Here is a 16299-nt window from a genome sequence, read left to right as displayed (position 1 = left end):
GCGCTCCGCGGAGCGCACCAAACCTCACACCGGCGCGAGCCGCTCCCGCGCCGCCTCGTGGTCGAGCCCCGTCGCCATGAGCAGGTCGATGACGAGCGGCCGCAGCATCACCACGACGACGGTCTCCCCGACGGGAGCGCCGGGCAGGACCGCGCGGGGGTCGAGCCTCCGGGCGACGGCGGTCAGGGCATCCTGCGCGACCGGGATCAGCTCGATGGCTTCGATCGAGTCGCCGAGGGCGGAGGTGGCCCGGGCGATGCTCGCCACGAGGTCGGCGATCTCGCCGCGTCTCCGGCCGTCGCCCGTCGACGTGTCGATGCGTCGGGCGACCACGCGCAGGTTGCGCGTCGCGAGATCGAGGTACCGCAGGAGCCGCTGCTCCCGTTCGAGCGCCGGCAGCCGGCCGCGGAGGAACGGCGAGATCCGCGCGATCGACACCGCCGTGTCGAGCGTCTGCGCCCAGTCGTCGAGGAGCGGCTGCGTCGCCCGCAGGGTGGCCAGCGCGTCGTCGGCCCGGCGCACGTCGCCGTGGCGCAGGGCGAGGACGAGAGCGGCGAAGGACGCGTCGAGCTCGCGGAAAAGCCGCCGGGCGTCGGCACGCGCCAGACCGACGGGGTCGCGCGGGATGATCGCCGTCACCACCAGGGCGATCGCTCCGCCCACGAGGCCGTCGAGGGAGCGGGTGAAGGGGCCGCCGGCCGGGTCGGGCAGGAGCGCGACGAACATCGACTGGGTGGCCGCAGCGACGGCGAACGCGCTGTTCGCCGAGAAGAACCGCGCCACGAGGAGCGTGGCCAGCAGGACGACCCCGGACTGCCAGACCCCCTTGCCGACGGCGAGCAGGAGCACCTCGCTGAGCGCGATCCCGATGACGACGCCAACGGCGTTCTCGAGGACGCGCCGGGGCCTCGCGTCGCGGGCGAACCCGAGCGAGGAGATGGTGATGGTGACGGCGAGCACGGGGATGGCGTGGCCGAGGCCGAAGTGGGCGATGGCGAAGGCGGCCCCGGCGGCGACGACGATCTGGAGCACCGCGGGCAGCGACGAGCGGACGCGCTCGAGGGCGGCCCGGGGGTCGAAGTCGCCGAGGACGCGCGAGGCGCCACCGGGGCGAGGCGCGCGAGCCCCGGCGGGAGGCGACACGGGTCAGCGCCGGACGGCACCGAGCCGCGACAGACGCGGGACACCGGCGGCGGCGCCGGCCTCGGGGGGCACGACGACCTCCTGGCCGGCGGCGATCTCGGTGTCGTCCCAGACGACGACGAACGACTCGTCGACGGGTGCGGTGCGCTTCACGACCGCGAGGGCGATCGGCCCGAGCTCGAAGTGCGTGGCGCTGGAGGTGATGGCACCGATCTCGCGGCGCTCGCCAGGGCCTCCTGCGAACACGGGCGCGCCGTGGGGAGGAAGGACGTTGTCGGAGCCGTCGAGGTGGAGCATCACGAGCCGGCGCGGAGGGTGCCCGAGGTTGTGGACCTTGGCGACGGTCTCCTGCCCGCGGTAGCAGCCCTTGGCGAGGTGCACCGCGGAGCGCAGCCAGTCGAGCTCGTGGGGGATGCTGCGCTCGTCGACCTCGGTCGACAGGCGCGGGCGCCACGCGGCGATGCGGAGGGCCTCGAGCGCGACGACCCCGGCGACGGGGATCTCGGACGCCGCGATGCCGGCGAGGTCGGCGCGGGCGACGAGGGTCTCCCGGAGGGTCCAGCCGCGCCCGGCGTGACCCGCCTCGGCCGCGTAGCCGACGCCTCCGACGGAGACCTCCGCCCAGGGATCGACCCAGACGAGGGCGACCCCGGCAGGAGCCGCGGCGGGAATCCCCGGATCGGCGAACGACGCCAGCGCCCGGAAGTCGGCGCTGCGGTCGGCGACCTCGACGCGGAGCGTGAAGCGCATCCGGTCGAGCCAGGAGGCGAACGCCTCGGTCTCGGAGGCCTCGACGAGGAGCCACGTCGTCTCGCCGTCGTCGACGACGCGGGCGGCGTGCTCGATGCGACCGGAGGGGTCGAGCAGCAGGGTCTCGGTGGACTCGCCCGGCGCGAGGCCCTTGAGGGCCTGGCTGGTCAGGGAGTCGAGCCAGGAAAGACGGTCGGGGCCCATGACGGTGATGACGCCGCGGTCGCCGAGCTCGACGACGGCGCGCCCCGCGAGGAGCTCGCGCTGCTCGACGAACGGGTTGCCGTAGTGAGCGGCGACGCCGGTGGCCGCGTCGGCGACGAAACCGGGGCGGGCGGAGAAGGGGGTCAGGTCAGTCGACATGAGCGAGCCGCCCCGACGAGTGCGTGCGCAGCTCGTTGCCGAGGGCGGCGATGTCCCAGGCCCAGAGGAGGTGGTTGTCGACCAGGCCGTACATGCGGGTGGCCGCGGAGTACTCCTTCGCGTTGCTCGACCGGAGCACCGCGTCGGTCGCCAGGTCGATGCGCGGGCCCTTGACGCGGCCGAGGTAGAGCTCGTTGACGCCGCTCGGGTGCACGAGCGAGACCTCGATGTTGAATCCGTCGTCGTTGGTTCGCAGGATCTCGACGGCGCGCGGCGTCGTGAACGGCTGGATGCCCACGCCCGGCAGCATGCCGGGGCCGCGGTCGCCCTCCTCGGCCGGCCGGTCGAGCCGCCAGTAGCCGGTCTCGCTCGCGAGGGGCGTGTGCGCCTCGTCGAGGAGCCACGTGTAGGAGCTGTAGTTGAGGAACGGCAGGCCGTCGTGGCTGAAGCTCACGCGCTGGCCGAACTCGTGGGTGCGCCGGGTGTCGGGCGAGTCGCCCGTGGTGTAGTCGACCACCCCGGTGCCCTCCCAGACGCCCAGGAGCCAGGACAGGGGAACGATCTCCGCGGGGAGACCGGTGGGGATCTCCATCAACGTCTAGCGCTGTCCCTTGAACAGCTTGACGAGCACGGTCACCGCGACGAAGGCGATGCTGATCGAGGCCAGCACGAGCAGGCCGATGTAGAACACCTCGAGGGCGAGCAGCGAATCCATGCTCCGATGGTACTCGTCGGGGCCGACTTTCGGGGGTCCGTCCGCTTCAGGCCGAGAGGCCGAGCAGCGCCAGGACGCCCGTGGCGACACCCAGGACCACCAGGCTCCCGGTGAGGCTGAGCATGGTCCGGTCGACGAGGCCGTCCTTCTCGCGGGTCGCGAGCTGGAGGCAGAAGGTCAGCAGGATCGTCAGGCCGAGCACCAGGGGCAGCCAGACCAGGTAGCGGTCGCCGCTTGTCGTCAGACCGACGATCACGGCGCCGACGAGCGCCGCGAACCACACCGGGATGGTGGTGGCCAGGCGGAGACGCGTGCGTCGTTCAGTCGATTCCACGTGTCCATCATCCCCTACGGAGGCCTCCACGGCACCCGCTAGGCTGAGCCGGTAGCACTGCGGCGGTCCTCTACACTTGCCCGCAGTCCATCTTCTGGAGGTCGTGTGGCGCAGCTCTTGGTCCTGACCTCTGCCAGCACGCCCGACGTCCTGCCGGCCCTGGCCCTTCTCAGTCACCGTACGCGCCAGATCCCCGCGGAGCCCGCGCACCTCGTCAACGCCCCGTCGAGCGACCTCATCTTCGTCGACGCCCGCGCCGACCTGGCGAGCGCGAAGGCCCTCTGCAAGATCCTGCGGACGACGGGCGTCACGGTCCCGCTGGTCCTGGTGCTCACCGAGGGCGGCCTGACCGCGGTCAACTCCGAGTGGGGCGTCGACGACGTCATCCTCGAGACGGCCGGTCCCGCGGAGGTCGACGCGCGCATCCGGCTCGTCACCGGCCGCCTCGCCCAGACGCAGACCGGGTCCAAGATCCAGGCCTCCGGCGTCGTCATCGACGAGGCCAGCTACTCGGCGAAGGTGCACGGTCGCCCGCTCGACCTGACCTTCAAGGAGTTCGAGCTCCTCCGCTTCTTCGCCACCCACCCCTCGCGCGTCTTCACGCGCGAGCAGCTCCTCAGCGAGGTCTGGGGCTACGACTACTTCGGCGGCACCCGCACCGTCGACGTGCACGTGAGGCGTCTGCGCGCCAAGCTGGGCGACCTCGAGTCGCTCATCGGGACGGTGCGCAACGTCGGCTACCGATTCAACGTCTACGACGACGAGCAGCGCGATGTCCCGGCCCTCTCGTCCTGACGACGCGGCGCCCGAACGCGGCGCGGATCCCGACGCTGTTGCAAGTCCCGACGCTGGCGCGGGTCCCGACGCCGGTGCGCCGACCGACTCCCCTGCGGCCTCCGACCTGGGCGCCATCCACCTGAGCGGTGCCGCGGCGGCACCCGTCCTCCAGGCCCTCGCGGCGGCCGCCCTGGACGCCGACGGCGTCCCCCCGTTCTCCGACCAGTCCCTCGTCGAGGCGCGGGCGGGCGACGCGCAGGTGCTCGGCGACGCCGACGCCGCCGCGATCCTCCGCCCCGGGGAGGCCGAACTGGTCGTGCACCCGTCGCTCCGACGCGCGGGGCTCGGCACGGTGCTCCTGCGGGCCGTCGTCGACCAGACCGAGGGCGACCTGGCCGTCTGGGCCCACGGCGACCTGCCCGGGGCGAAGCGGCTCGCGGCCCGCTTCGGATTCGAGGCGACCCGGCGGCTCCTGCAGCAGCGGGCCCCGGTCGCGCAGGAGCCACGGGCCCCGCGCCTCGCGCCCGGCACCACCGTCGCCCCGTTCCGCCCCGGCACGGACGACGCGGCGTGGCTCGACCTCAACGCGCGCGCCTTCGCCTCGCACCCGGAGCAGGGTTCCCTGACGCAGGACGACCTCGACGCCCGCATCCGCGAGCCCTGGTTCGACGCGGCCGACCTCCTCCTGCTGCGACAGGGCGACGACCTCGTCGCGTTCTGCTGGCTGAAGGTCGACCGGGCTCAGCCGGGCGAGTTCTACGCCGTCGGTGTCGCCCCGGAGCATCAGGGCGAGCACCTGGGCGGCGCGGCGGTCGACGCGGGGCTCGTGCGACTGCGCGAGCGGGGCGTCGACGAGGCCTCCCTCTACGTCGAGGGCGACAACGAGGCGGCGCTGCGCCTGTACCGGGCGCGCGGCTTCACCGACTTCGCGGTCGACGTGCAGTACACGCTCTCGCGCTAGGTCCGGCTCCCGTTCCGGCGCGATCGTCGCCCGGGCGGCCCGCGATCCCCGCCGGGGAGTTGGGTCGAGGGACACCCCGTCCCGGAAGGCACCCCATGAACCCCATCAAATTCGTCCACGACCTCGGCTTCCGCAGCGAGCACGCCTACATCGGCGGTTTCGCGTCGATCGTCATCGCCCTGGTCGCCTGGCTGGTCTCGCGCGGCAAGAAGAGCGACGACAAGGCCCAGTCGGACCGCTGGGGCATCTTCATCGGCCACTGGGCGCCGACCTTCTTCGCGATCGGGCTCGCGCTCAAAGAAGAGGAATAGCAGGATGCGCGGCGGCCGCGAGCGGATCCGAGCGAGTTACTAACAGTTAACCCGCCCGGGCTCATCCGCACGCGGCCGCGTGGCACGATTGACGGATGGACAGCGAACCCTACGTCGACGGCGCAGCCGTGACCAACGATCTGATCGACGACTTCGACGAGATCGTGACCTTCGACGACGACGGCACGCTGCCCGTCGACCGGTTCCTCGACCGCGAGATCAGCTGGCTGGCGTTCAACCAGCGGGTCCTCGAACTCGCGGAGGACCCCGACACGCCCCTGCTCGAGCGGGCCAACTTCCTGGCGATCTTCGCCAGCAACCTCGACGAGTTCTTCATGGTGCGGGTCGCCGGGCTCAAGCGCCGCATCGCCACGGGCCTCGCCGTCCCGACCAACATCGGCACCGCTCCCAGCGACGTCCTCGCCGCCATCAACGCGAGGGCGCTCGAGCTGCAGGAGCGGCACGCTCGCGCGTTCAGCGACTTCGTGAAGCCCGACCTCGACGCCGCGGGCATCCACGTCGAGATGTGGTCCGACCTGGGCGAAGACGACCGCGCCCGCATGCACGACGTCTTCTCCAACCAGATCTTCCCGGTGCTCATGCCGCTGGCGGTCGACCCGGCCCACCCCTTCCCCTACATCTCCGGTCTGTCGCTCAACCTCGCGGTGCGCGTGCGCAACCCCAAGACCGAGAAGCAGGAGTTCGCGCGCCTCAAGGTGCCGCAGGTCCTCCCCCGATTCGTGCAGCTGCCCGACGACAACAGCGGCCGCCTCCGCTTCATCCCGCTCGAAGACCTGATCGCGAACCACCTGCAGGATCTCTTCCCCGGCATGGAGGTGATCGAGCACCACATCTTCCGCGTCACGCGCAACGAAGACGTCGAGATCGACGAGGACGAGTCCGAGAACCTCATCCAGGCCCTCGAGAAGGAGCTCCTCCGTCGACGCTTCGGGCCGCCGATCCGGCTCGAGATCACCGAGGACATGGATCCCGTGACCCTCGAGCTGCTCGTGCGCGAGCTCGACATCACCGACCAGGAGGTCTACCGCCTCCCGGCCCCGCTCGACCTCGCCGGGCTGTTCGAGGTCGCCAAGATCGCGCGACCCGAGCTGCACTACCCCAAGCACCTCCCGACCACGGCCGTCCAACTCCTGCCCAACGAGCCCAACACGGCGCCCGACATCTTCTCGAGCATCGCGCGGCGCGACGTCCTGGTGCACCACCCCTACGAGTCGTTCGCGACGAGCGTGCAGGCCTTCCTCGAGCAGGCCGCGGCCGACCCCAACGTCCTCGCCATCAAGCAGACCCTCTACCGCACCTCGGGCGACAGCCCCATCATCGAGGCCCTCATCGACGCCGCCGAGGCCGGCAAGCAGGTGCTGGCCCTGGTCGAGATCAAGGCCCGCTTCGACGAGCAGAACAACATCACCTGGGCGCGCAAGCTCGAGAAGGCCGGTGTGCACGTGGTCTACGGCCTGGTCGGGCTGAAGACGCACTGCAAGCTCGCCCTGGTCATCCGCCAGGAGAAGGGCGGACGCCTCCGCCACTACACCCACATCGGGACGGGCAACTACAACCCGAAGACGAGCCGCATCTACGAAGACCTCGGGCTCTTCACCGCCGACGACCAGGTCGGCAAAGACGTCACGCGGCTCTTCAACGAGCTGTCGGGCTACGCGATCGAGAAGAAGTTCAAGCGCCTCCTCGTCGCGCCGCTCCACCTGCGCAAGGGCCTCATCAAGCGCATCGCCGTCGAGGCGGAGAACGCCCGGGCGGGGAAGCCCTCGGGCATCCGCATCAAGATCAACTCGATGGTCGACGAGGAGATCATCGACGCGCTCTACCACGCGAGCAACGCCGGCGTGCCGGTCGACATCTGGGTCCGAGGCATCTGCTCGCTCAAGGCGGGGATCCCCGGGCTCAGCGAGAACATCCGGGTGCGGTCCATCCTCGGCCGCTACCTCGAGCACTCCCGCCTCTTCTCGTTCGAGAACGACGGCGACCGCCAGGTCTTCATCGGCAGCGCCGACATGATGCACCGCAACCTCGACCGCCGGGTCGAGGTGCTCGTCCGCCTCGTGCAAGACGACCATCTCGCCGAGATCGGCCACCTCTTCGACCTCGCCATGTCGCCGCAGACCGCGTCGTGGCACCTCGACGCCGACGGCACGTGGGTCCGCCACTCGCACGGCGATGAGGGCGAGACGCTCGACGACATGCAAGATGGTCTGATGCGACAGATCAGCAAGAGAAGGCGTTCCGCCCGGTGACGATGCCGCGTCCGACAGGCACGACGGCGACGACCGTCGTCGCGGCAGGAGCCGTCTGCTGGCGACTCGTCGACGACAAGGTGCGCGTCCTCCTCATCCACCGCGAGTTCCACCACGACGTGTCCCTCCCCAAGGGCAAGGTCGATCCCGGCGAGTCCACCCCGCAGACGGCCGTGCGCGAGATCGCGGAGGAGACCGGCTACCGGGTGGCTCTGGGAGCGCCGCTCGGCACCGCCGAGTACCTCCTCCCCGGCGGCCGCGACAAGATCGTGCACTACTGGGCGGCGGAAGTGACCGACGAGGCCTTCGAGGCGGCGGGCACCTTCGTGCCCAACAGCGAGGTGCAGCTCATCGAGTGGGTCCCGCTCGCGAAGGCCCGCACGCAGCTCACCTACGAGCGCGATGCCGAGGTGCTCGACCGCTTCGCCGACCGGGTCGCGACCGACACCGCGCGCACCTTCGCCATCGTGGCTCTCCGGCACGCCAAAGCGGTGCCGCCCGGGGAGTGGTCGGGGGCGGATGCGACTCGGCCCCTGCATCCTGCGGGCCGGAAGCAGGCCAAGAGCGTCGCGCCCGGCATCGCCGCCTGGCGCCCCGAACGGATCATCAGCAGCACGGCCGCGCGCTGCCTCGCCACCGTCGAACCGCTCTCGGCGGCGTCGCACGTCGGGGTCAAGCACACCGACGACATCAGCCAGGACGCGTTCGAGGCGGGCACCGACGACGTCGCCGCCGTGGTCAAGAAGCGTCTGAAGAAGCGGGTCAACGCCGTGCTCTGCAGCCACGGCCCCGTGCTGCCCGAGATCGTCCGACAGATCGCCCTGCAGACGCGCGGGGGGAACCGGCTCGACCTCCGTCGCTACTCGTCGCTCGGCACCGCCGACTACACGGTGCTCCACGTGTCGCGCGCCGACGGCACGCTGGTCGCCGTCGAGACACACGGGCCGGAGCTCTAGCCGTTCGAGGCGGTGGCCGGCCGGTGCAGCCGCCGGTTGTCGCTGTGGCCGCAGCTCCTGCGCCCGCCCTCGGCCGCACTCCGCCCCCGGTTTCCCCCGCCCGGCGACACTCCACGTTTGGCCACGCCCGACGAAAGTGAGCGGCAAGTCGTGGAGTCTCGGCAGGGCCGGCGGCCGACCTCGCCGGGGGCGGGCTGCCCCGGCCGGCGAGACTCCACGATTGGCCACGCCCGACGAAAGTGAGCGGCAAGTCGTGGAGTCTCGGCAGGGCCGGCGGCCGACCTCGCCGGGGGCGGGCTGCCGCAGCCGGCGAGACTCCACGTTTGGCCACGCCCGACGAAAGTGAGCGGCGAGTCGTAGAGTCTCGGCAGGGCCGGAGGCCGACCTCGCCGGGGGCGGGCTGCCCCGGCCGGCGAGACTCCACGATTGGCCACGCCCGGCGAAAGTGAGCGGCGAGTCGTGGAGTCTCGGGCGACGCGCGACGGGCCCCGACCCGCCGCCACGCCCTCGGCCGCCCCGTGTTCTCAAGCCGTTCACCTTCCGTTCACCCAACCGGACGAACGTCGTTAACGCGCGAACGTAGCCTCGCTTGCGGGTCAGCACCGGCCCGTCCAGCAGCACATATTCTTTGAACCTTCCCGAAGGGAAACCTGTGAAAATCTCGCGAATCGGCAGCATCGCTGCCATCGCCATCGTCGGAACTCTCGCGCTCTCCTCCTGCGCTTCCAACGAGAACGCCGCTCCCGCGGGCAGCGGCTCGGCTTCGGCCTCGACTCTCTCCGGCACGATCAACGGCATCGGCTCGTCCGCCCAGGGCGTCGCTGAGACCACCTGGGCCTCCGGCTTCCAGACCGCTAACCCCGGGGCCACCGTCAACTACGACCCGCAGGGTTCCGGCGCCGGCCGCACGAGCTTCATCTCGGGCGCCGCCAACTTCGCCGGCTCCGACGCCGCCCTGAAGGACACCGAGCTCTCCTCGACCTTCGCCGGCTGCGCCGCGGGTGGCAAGGGCATCGACCTCCCCGTCTACATCTCCCCCATCGCCATCGCGTACAACGTCTCCGGCGTGACCGACCTGACGCTCGACGCGAACGCCATCGCGGGCATCTTCAAGGGCACCATCAAGACCTGGGACGACGCAGCGATCAAGAAGCTGAACCCCGACGCCAAGCTGCCGAGCGCCTCCATCGGCGTCGTGCACCGCTCGGACGACTCCGGCACCACGTTCAACTTCACGCAGTACCTGGCCGCCAACGCCAAGTCCGTCTGGGACGCCGAAGCCTCGCAGACCTACCCCTACAAGGTCGGTGACGCCGCCAAGGGCACCTCGGGTGTCGCTGACGCCGTCAAGAACTCGACGAACAGCATCACCTACATCGACGAGTCCGGCGCCGGTTCGCTCTCCGTCGCCAAGCTGATGGTCGGCGACACCGCCACCACGATCAGCGCCGACGGTGCTGCCGCCGTGGTCGAGAAGTCGCCGCTCGTCTCGGGCCGCGCCTCGAACGACCTCGCGATCAACATCGACCGCACGCTGACCGACAAGGGCGACTGGCCCCTCGTGCTCGTCAGCTACATCATCGCCTGCGACACCTACAAGGACGCCAAGGTCGGTACGCTCGTCAAGGCCTACGCCACCTACGCCGCCAGCGACGAGGGCCAGAAGGCCGCCGCCGCGCAGGCGAAGTCGGCGCCGCTGACCTCGGCGCTCGCCACCAAGGTCGCCACCGCCGCCGCGACGATCAAGTAGCACCTCGCTCCACCCGGTCCGGGTCGCGGTCCACCCGCCGCGACCCGGACCGTTCCTGCTCCACCAGCACGACCCGCACCACCACCCGACAGTCATGCCGGCCCCGCGCGGGCCAGACGAGGATTCCACTTCATGACCGCAACCGCGGAACGCCCCCTGACCGCCGAGCGCCCCAAGGCCAAGGTCCGGCTGGGCGACAGGGTCTTCTCCCTCGCCACGGTCCTCTCCGGTTCGCTGATCCTGCTCGTCCTGGTCCTCGTCGCCGCGTTCCTCGTGGCGCAGAGCCTCCCCGCCTTCTTCGCCAAGGCCGGAACCTTGCCCGGTCAGGCCACGAGCTTCTGGTCGTACGTCGGCCCCCTCGTCTTCGGCACCGTCTGGGCCGCCCTCCTGGCGCTCATCATCGCCACGCCGCTCGCGCTCGGTATCGCGCTGTTCATCTCGCACTACGCACCCCGGCGCATCAGCCAGGTGCTCGGCTACATCATCGACCTGCTCGCCGCCGTGCCCAGCGTCGTGTTCGGCCTGTGGGGCGTCCTCGTCCTGGCGCCGTTCATCCAGCCCTTCTACTCGACGCTCGTCGACAAGGTCGGCTGGATCCCGCTGTTCGCCGGCCCCGTCTCCGGCACCGGGAAGACCATCCTGACGGCCGCGATCGTCCTGGCCGTGATGATCCTGCCGATCATGACCGCCGTCATGCGCGAGATCTTCCTGCAGGCGCCGCGCCTGCACGAGGAGGCCGCCCTCGCCCTCGGCGCGACGCGCTGGGAGATGATCCAGATGGCGGTGCTGCCCTTCGCCCGCTCCGGCATCGTCTCGGCCGTCATGCTCGGCCTCGGCCGCGCCCTCGGCGAGACCCTCGCGATCGCGATCGTCCTGTCTCCGGCCACCGTCATCAACCTCTTCCTGCTGACGAGCCAGAACCCGAACACGATCGCCGCCAACATCGCGCTGCAGTTCAACGAGGCTCAGGGCGTCGGGCTCAACACGCTCATCGCGTCCGGCCTGATCCTCTTCGTCATCACGCTGGTGGTCAACATGGCCGCACGTTTCGTCGTCAACCGCCGCAAGGCCTTCTCGGGAGCCAACTGATGTCGGTCGCCGTCCGCAACGCGCAGTCCAACACCCTCACCGCCGGCAAGCTGCCGAAGGGCGCCACCTGGGGCCTGCTCGTGGTCAGCTGGGCGATCTTCGTCATGGTGTTCCTGCTGCTCAAGGCGTCCGGTACGACCGCCGACTTCAACATCGTCGGCGCGCTCTTCTTCGGCACGATCCTGTTCGACGTCCTGATCGTCGTGACCTCGATGATCGTGGAGGGCGGCCGCAAGGCGAAGGACCGCCTCGTCACCTCGCTGGTGACCACGGCCTTCATCGTGACCCTGCTCCCGCTCGTCTCCCTCGTCTACACCGTGCTCTCGCGCGGCGTGGCCCGGTTCGACGGCACGTTCTTCCAGTCGTCGATGCGCAACATCATCGGCGCCGGCGGCGGGGCCGTCCACGCCATCGTCGGCACCCTCGAGGTCACCGCGTTCGCGACCCTGATCAGCGTCCCGATCGGTCTACTTACCTCGATCTACCTCGTCGAGTACGGCCGCGGCCGCCTCGCCCGCGCGATCACGTTCTTCGTCGACGTGATGACCGGCATCCCGTCGATCGTGGCCGGTCTCTTCGCCTTCGCGCTCTTCTCCCTCTTCCTCGGTCCCGCCTTCCGCGCGGGCGTCGTGGGATCGATCGCGCTGAGCGTCCTGATGATCCCGGTGGTCGTCCGGTCGAGCGAGGAGATCCTCAAGATCGTCCCCAACGAGCTCCGTGAGGCGAGCTTCGCCCTCGGCGTGCCGAAGTGGCTCACGATCCTGAAGATCGTCCTGCCGACCTCCATCGCGGGCCTCACGACCGGCGTCATGCTGGCGATCTCGCGCGTCATCGGCGAGACCGCACCCCTGCTCATCACCACGGGCTTCACGACGAGCATGAACTACGACCTCTTCAGCGACCGGATGATGACGCTCCCCGTCTTCGTCTACACGCAGTACGCCAACCAGGGGCCCGACGCGACGCCGTTCGTCGAGCGGGCCTGGACGGGCGCCCTCGTGCTCATCCTCATCGTCATGGCGCTGAACCTCATCGCCCGCCTCATCGGCCGCCTCTTCGCCCCGAAGCTCAGCCGCTAGGCCCTCCGCAGCGCCCCGCCCCCGCCCCCGCGCCCGAACAGTCAAAGGAACCACGTGTCCAAGCGCATCGAAGTCAAAGACCTCAACGTCTACTACAGCAAGTTCAAGGCCGTCGAGGACGTCAACATCACGATCGAGCCCCGGACCGTGACCGCGTTCATCGGCCCGTCGGGCTGCGGCAAGTCGACGTTCCTCCGCACGCTCAACCGCATGCACGAGGTCATCCCGGGGGCGTACGTCGACGGCGAGGTCCTCATCGACGGCAACGACCTCTACGGTCCCGGCGTCGACCCGGTGCTCGTCCGCCGCCAGGTAGGCATGGTCTTCCAGCGCCCCAACCCGTTCCCCACGATGTCGATCCGCGACAACGTGCTCGCCGGGGTCAAGCTCAACAACCGCAGGATGAGCAAGGGCGACGCCGACTCCCTGGTCGAGAAGTCCCTCCAGGGCGCCAACCTCTGGAACGAGGTGAAGGACCGCCTCGAGAAGCCCGGCTCCGGCCTCTCCGGCGGCCAGCAGCAGCGCCTGTGCATCGCGCGCGCGATCGCCGTCTCCCCCGACGTCGTCCTGATGGACGAGCCCTGCTCCGCCCTCGACCCGATCTCGACGCTCGCCATCGAGGACCTCATCGAGGAGCTCAAGACCCAGTACACGATCGTCATCGTGACCCACAACATGCAGCAGGCGTCGCGGGTCAGCGACAAGACGGCGTTCTTCAACATCGCCGGCACCGGCAAGCCCGGCAAGCTCATCGAGTACAACGACACCGCGACGATGTTCTCGAACCCGTCCGTCCAGGCCACCGAGGACTACGTCTCGGGCCGCTTCGGTTGATCCGAGGGCGGCGGCGTGCGAACGCGTCACCGCCCACAGGAAACGGCCCCGCCCGGGTATCCCCGGTCGGGGCCGTTCTCGGTTCGCAGGATCCGCGGGTCAGGCGCTCTGCAGGGTCACGATGGGCTTCGTGGTCGGCTGGTTGGACCCACCCGCGGGCTCCACGGTGATGCCGACGACGTCGCCGGTCTTGAGGTCGCCCTGGAGGACCTGGGTCAGACCGTTGGACGACGCGGTGACGGTGCCGGCCGAGGCGATCTTCGAGCCGTTGATGTACCAGAGCTGGTAGGTCTTGTCGCTGGGCAGCGCCGGAACCCCGTTGAGGACGACCGCCGAGCGGCTGAGCTTGTTCGACCAGTAGAGGGTCGCGGAACCACCGGTCGAGATGTCGGCGGCGGTGTGCTGCACGTCGGACGCCGCGAGGATCTGCGACATGCTCGGGTCGCTGGCGGCGACCGGTGCGGGGCGCTGTCCGAGTCCGCTGGTGCCGAGCGACACGGCACCGAAGACGAGCGCCACGGCAGCGGCGGCACTGACGGCGAGGACAACGGGGCGCATGAACCAGCGCTGGCGGGCGAGGGGCGTCGGCTGGCGGAGTTCGCCGGACGGTGCTGCGGGCTCGGCCGGGGACCACGAGGGGGTGGTGGACTCGTCGCCCCGGGCATCCTGCGCCACCGTCTCGAGCCGCGGGAGCTGCGGCGTCGAGTCGAGGAGACCCATGATGCTCGAGCGGAGGCCTGCCGACGGTGTCACGGGTTCGACGGCTCGTCCGAGGAGGAGGGCTGTCTCGGTCATCTCGGCCACCTCCGTTCTGATCTCGGGAGACTCGTCGATGCGGGTCTCGAATGCGGTGCGCTCCTCGTCGCTCAGGGCGTTGAGGGCGTAGGAGGCGGAAAGGTTGTCGGTCTCGGGCGTGCGGTGACGACCACCGGACACGCTGTCGCGGTCGCTCATGATGCCACTCCTAGTTCGTCGCGGAGGCGGATCATTCCGTCGCGCAGTCGGGTCTTGACCGTCCCGATCGGGACGTGAAGCATGGTGGATACCTCGCTGTGACTGAACCCGCCGTAGTAGGCGAGCGTCACGGCCTGGCGCTGGAGCTCGGTGAGGCGGGTCAGGGCCCGCTCGACACGCTCGTGTTCGATGCGGATCTCGACCTGCTCGGTGACCGAGTCGTAGTCGGTCTCGAAGTCGCGGATGCCGACCTTCGTGTCGCGGTCGCGGCTCGACTGGCTGGCACGCACCCGGTCGACGGCGCGACGGTGGGCCATGGTCAGCATCCAGCTCGCGGCCCCGCCCTTGGCGTGATCGAACCGCGAGGCCGTCTGCCAGATCTCGAGGAAGACCTCCTGCGTGACCTCCTCCGACTGCGAGTGGTCCTTCAGAAGACGCTTGATGAGCCCGAGGACCCTCGGGGCCGTCAGATCGTAGAGAGCGGCGAAGGCCTGGCGGTCTCCCGTCGCGACCCTCTCGAGGAGTTCCTCGGGGGTCAGGGCGGGATCGATGTCTCGCCCGGGGAGTTCAGAATCTCGGCTCACGAGTTCCAGCATGTCAGGTCGCACCTCCATCCGCACTGTCCGAAGGGGGCGGCGGTTACAGCAGTGGAACTCCCATGGAACACGTCTGGGATGGCAATCAAGCCCGTCTCCCATGGGAGCACCACCGCTGTGAACCGGCCATTGGGGGCACGGTTCGGCTTTCGGGAAGCTGTTGCGGGGTGTTTCAGAGAGGGATTCGGCGCGGGTCCCGGATCGGTTTGGTGAGACTGCGCATCCTGCAGAATGCGTCCGCGCAGATGTGTGCCCCGCGCCGGCCGCGCGCACCCGCGCCGGCGCCGCGAGTGGACAGGTGTCGACGTCTCGACGCCGAGATACGTCGGTATCTGTTCACTCGCCGGCTAGGCGCGGGCACCCAGGCAGAGAAGAACCGGGCCGCAGAACGCCTCTCGGCGCGAGGCCGCTCGGAGCGGCGAATATTGGAGCCCGGGGTTACTGCGGCCCGGCGACGTCCACTCTAGCCGCGGCAACCGGAACGCGGCACCGAGTCCGCACAGAGCGAACGCGGCGAGGGCCCGGGCGCGTCGGCGCGGGACGGCGAACCGGCTAGGCGAGACTCCCGTCGCGCCAGAGTGCCGCGCAGGCGCTCAGGTCGACGGCGAGCTCGGAGAGGCGGAGGGCCCGCCGGGTCAGCTCGCTCGCCCGGTCGGGGCGCGTCGGGTCGAGGTCGTCGGCGACGTCCGTGGCTCCGGCGGCCGCCAGACGGCAGAAGGCCGCACCGCGATCGAGCGCGAGCGCGAAGTCGCCGTCGAAGACGCCCCGCAGGATGCGGTCGGCCAGATCGAGGATCTCCGCCGGGCTCGCGGGCGCCGGGGCTCCGGCCACGACCTGATCGATCGTCGAGGTGACGTGGGTCCCCCGGTCGAAGAGCAGGGCGATGTCGTCGGGGCTCTGCCGGATGACGGCGCGCATGAGGTAGACCCGCCAGAGGGCGCCGGGCAGGCTGTGCGGGGTGGCGCTCGCCCAGAGTTCGGCGAGGGCGTCGATGCCGTTGGAGTCGGTGAACGCGACGAGGCGGTCGAGGATCTCGGGTGTGGGATCCTGCCGGACGCGCGCCAGAAGGGCACTCGCGGACTCGTGCGCGACGCGGTGCATCACGGCCGGGTCGGCGCCGCCCTGGAACGCCTCGAACTCGTGGCCGGCGAACTGGGCGGGACGGTGGAAGTCGCGTGGGGACATTGGGGCCAGGCTAGCCGCGACAGGAGATGTGCGCGCCCGGTTTCGCCCCTGGCGGGACCGCGCGTGGGGGCGGCGGATGCTTGCTAGGCTGAAAGGGAGCGCCTCGTGCGCGAGGGCCTCTAGCTCAGTCGGTAGAGCATCGGACTTTTAATCCGCGGGTCGTGGGTTCGAGCCCCACGGGGCCCACACCGTCGGAAGCCGCCCTCGGGCGGCTTTCGTCGTTGTCGGCCCC

General features: G+C 70.3%; 16 protein-coding genes and 1 tRNA gene. 10 read left to right on the top strand and 7 right to left on the bottom strand.

The genetic code is table 11. The features are described from left to right. Positions 1-24: 24 nt before the first annotated feature. The 4 genes from AS850_RS02160 to AS850_RS02145 form a co-directional block, all read right to left on the bottom strand. Positions 25-1143 (bottom strand): FUSC family protein, encoded by a 1119-nt coding sequence (locus AS850_RS02160; protein WP_119867636.1) that lies wholly within the window; start codon positions 1141-1143, stop codon positions 25-27. Positions 1144-1146: 3 nt separating this feature from the next. Further along, positions 1147-2256: a CAF17-like 4Fe-4S cluster assembly/insertion protein YgfZ gene (gene ygfZ / locus AS850_RS02155; RefSeq protein WP_119867635.1), complete on the bottom strand. Its 1110-nt coding sequence runs from the start codon at positions 2254-2256 to the stop codon at positions 1147-1149. Next, the gene (locus AS850_RS02150) at positions 2246-2851 is read right to left on the bottom strand and encodes an FABP family protein (protein ID WP_119867634.1); all 606 of its coding nucleotides are present in this window, start codon (positions 2849-2851) and stop codon (positions 2246-2248) included. The genes ygfZ and AS850_RS02150 overlap by 11 nt, the downstream gene beginning before the upstream one ends. Positions 2852-3017: 166 nt before the next feature. After that, entirely contained in the window at positions 3018-3305 is a 288-nt protein-coding gene (locus AS850_RS02145) for a hypothetical protein (protein ID WP_123955418.1), read from the bottom strand. Between the two features lie 105 nt (positions 3306-3410). Here AS850_RS02145 and AS850_RS02140 point away from each other — a divergent pair, with 105 nt between their 5' ends. The 9 genes from AS850_RS02140 (at position 3411) to pstB (ending at position 13332) form a co-directional block, all read left to right on the top strand. After that, complete coding sequence (locus AS850_RS02140; protein ID WP_119867632.1) at positions 3411-4100, top strand: winged helix-turn-helix domain-containing protein; 690 nt, start codon at positions 3411-3413, stop codon at positions 4098-4100. After that, entirely contained in the window at positions 4078-5043 is a 966-nt protein-coding gene (gene mshD / locus AS850_RS02135) for a mycothiol synthase (protein WP_119867631.1), read from the top strand. The genes AS850_RS02140 and mshD overlap by 23 nt, the downstream gene beginning before the upstream one ends. Positions 5044-5138: 95 nt before the next feature. Next, a complete protein-coding gene (locus AS850_RS02130; RefSeq protein WP_119867630.1) occupies positions 5139-5354 on the top strand; it encodes a hypothetical protein in 216 nt (71 codons plus the stop codon). A 95-nt stretch (positions 5355-5449) separates the two neighbouring features. Continuing rightward, entirely contained in the window at positions 5450-7624 is a 2175-nt protein-coding gene (locus AS850_RS02125; RefSeq protein WP_119867629.1) for an RNA degradosome polyphosphate kinase, read from the top strand. A 2-nt stretch (positions 7625-7626) separates the two neighbouring features. Next, positions 7627-8580: an NUDIX hydrolase gene (locus AS850_RS02120; protein WP_119870082.1), complete on the top strand. Its 954-nt coding sequence runs from the start codon at positions 7627-7629 to the stop codon at positions 8578-8580. Positions 8581-9232: 652 nt separating this feature from the next. Further along, positions 9233-10330 (top strand): phosphate ABC transporter substrate-binding protein PstS, encoded by a 1098-nt coding sequence (locus AS850_RS02115; RefSeq protein ID WP_119867628.1) that lies wholly within the window; start codon positions 9233-9235, stop codon positions 10328-10330. 132 nt (positions 10331-10462) lie between these two features. Further along, positions 10463-11419 (top strand): phosphate ABC transporter permease subunit PstC, encoded by a 957-nt coding sequence (gene pstC, locus AS850_RS02110; protein ID WP_119867627.1) that lies wholly within the window; start codon positions 10463-10465, stop codon positions 11417-11419. Next, positions 11419-12498 carry a phosphate ABC transporter permease PstA gene (gene pstA, locus AS850_RS02105; RefSeq protein ID WP_119867626.1) on the top strand — a complete coding sequence of 360 codons (1080 nt, stop codon included), beginning with the start codon at positions 11419-11421 and terminating at the stop codon, positions 12496-12498. The genes pstC and pstA overlap by 1 nt, the downstream gene beginning before the upstream one ends. 54 nt (positions 12499-12552) lie before the next feature. Further along, positions 12553-13332 carry a phosphate ABC transporter ATP-binding protein PstB gene (pstB, locus tag AS850_RS02100; protein WP_119867625.1) on the top strand — a complete coding sequence of 260 codons (780 nt, stop codon included), beginning with the start codon at positions 12553-12555 and terminating at the stop codon, positions 13330-13332. 99 nt (positions 13333-13431) lie between these two features. On the opposite strand, the gene AS850_RS02095 is transcribed toward pstB, so the two are convergent. The 3 genes from AS850_RS02095 to AS850_RS02085 form a co-directional block, all read right to left on the bottom strand. Next, on the bottom strand, positions 13432-14286 hold the full coding sequence (locus tag AS850_RS02095; protein ID WP_119867624.1) for an anti-sigma factor: 855 nt from the start codon (positions 14284-14286) through the stop codon (positions 13432-13434). Continuing rightward, a complete protein-coding gene (sigK, locus tag AS850_RS02090; protein ID WP_119867623.1) occupies positions 14283-14882 on the bottom strand; it encodes an ECF RNA polymerase sigma factor SigK in 600 nt (199 codons plus the stop codon). Before sigK ends, AS850_RS02095 begins: the two co-directional genes overlap by 4 nt. Positions 14883-15434: 552 nt before the next feature. Further along, positions 15435-16067: a DNA-directed RNA polymerase subunit beta gene (locus AS850_RS02085; protein WP_119867622.1), complete on the bottom strand. Its 633-nt coding sequence runs from the start codon at positions 16065-16067 to the stop codon at positions 15435-15437. Between the two features lie 113 nt (positions 16068-16180). On the opposite strand from AS850_RS02085, the gene AS850_RS02080 reads away from it, so the two are divergent. Next, a tRNA-Lys gene (locus tag AS850_RS02080) sits at positions 16181-16253 on the top strand. Positions 16254-16299: the final 46 nt, after the last annotated feature.

It is taken from the genome of Frondihabitans sp. 762G35 (assembly GCF_002074055.1).
In the GTDB taxonomy this organism is placed as follows: domain Bacteria; phylum Actinomycetota; class Actinomycetes; order Actinomycetales; family Microbacteriaceae; genus Frondihabitans.
The sequence above is the reverse complement of the archived record's forward strand: the minus strand, read 5'-3'. Positions and strand labels throughout refer to the sequence as shown.

Coding starts and splice junctions, on each gene's coding strand:
- ygfZ (WP_119867635.1), bottom strand. CDS start 2,256: ATGTCGACTGACCTGACCCCCTTCTCCGCCCGCCCCGGTTTCGTCGCC.
- mshD (WP_119867631.1), top strand. CDS start 4,078: ATGTCCCGGCCCTCTCGTCCTGACGACGCGGCGCCCGAACGCGGCGCG.
- AS850_RS02130 (WP_119867630.1), top strand. CDS start 5,139: ATGAACCCCATCAAATTCGTCCACGACCTCGGCTTCCGCAGCGAGCAC.
- AS850_RS02125 (WP_119867629.1), top strand. CDS start 5,450: ATGGACAGCGAACCCTACGTCGACGGCGCAGCCGTGACCAACGATCTG.
- AS850_RS02120 (WP_119870082.1), top strand. CDS start 7,627: ATGCCGCGTCCGACAGGCACGACGGCGACGACCGTCGTCGCGGCAGGA.
- pstC (WP_119867627.1), top strand. CDS start 10,463: ATGACCGCAACCGCGGAACGCCCCCTGACCGCCGAGCGCCCCAAGGCC.
- pstA (WP_119867626.1), top strand. CDS start 11,419: ATGTCGGTCGCCGTCCGCAACGCGCAGTCCAACACCCTCACCGCCGGC.
- AS850_RS02095 (WP_119867624.1), bottom strand. CDS start 14,286: ATGAGCGACCGCGACAGCGTGTCCGGTGGTCGTCACCGCACGCCCGAG.
- sigK (WP_119867623.1), bottom strand. CDS start 14,882: ATGCTGGAACTCGTGAGCCGAGATTCTGAACTCCCCGGGCGAGACATC.
- AS850_RS02085 (WP_119867622.1), bottom strand. CDS start 16,067: ATGTCCCCACGCGACTTCCACCGTCCCGCCCAGTTCGCCGGCCACGAG.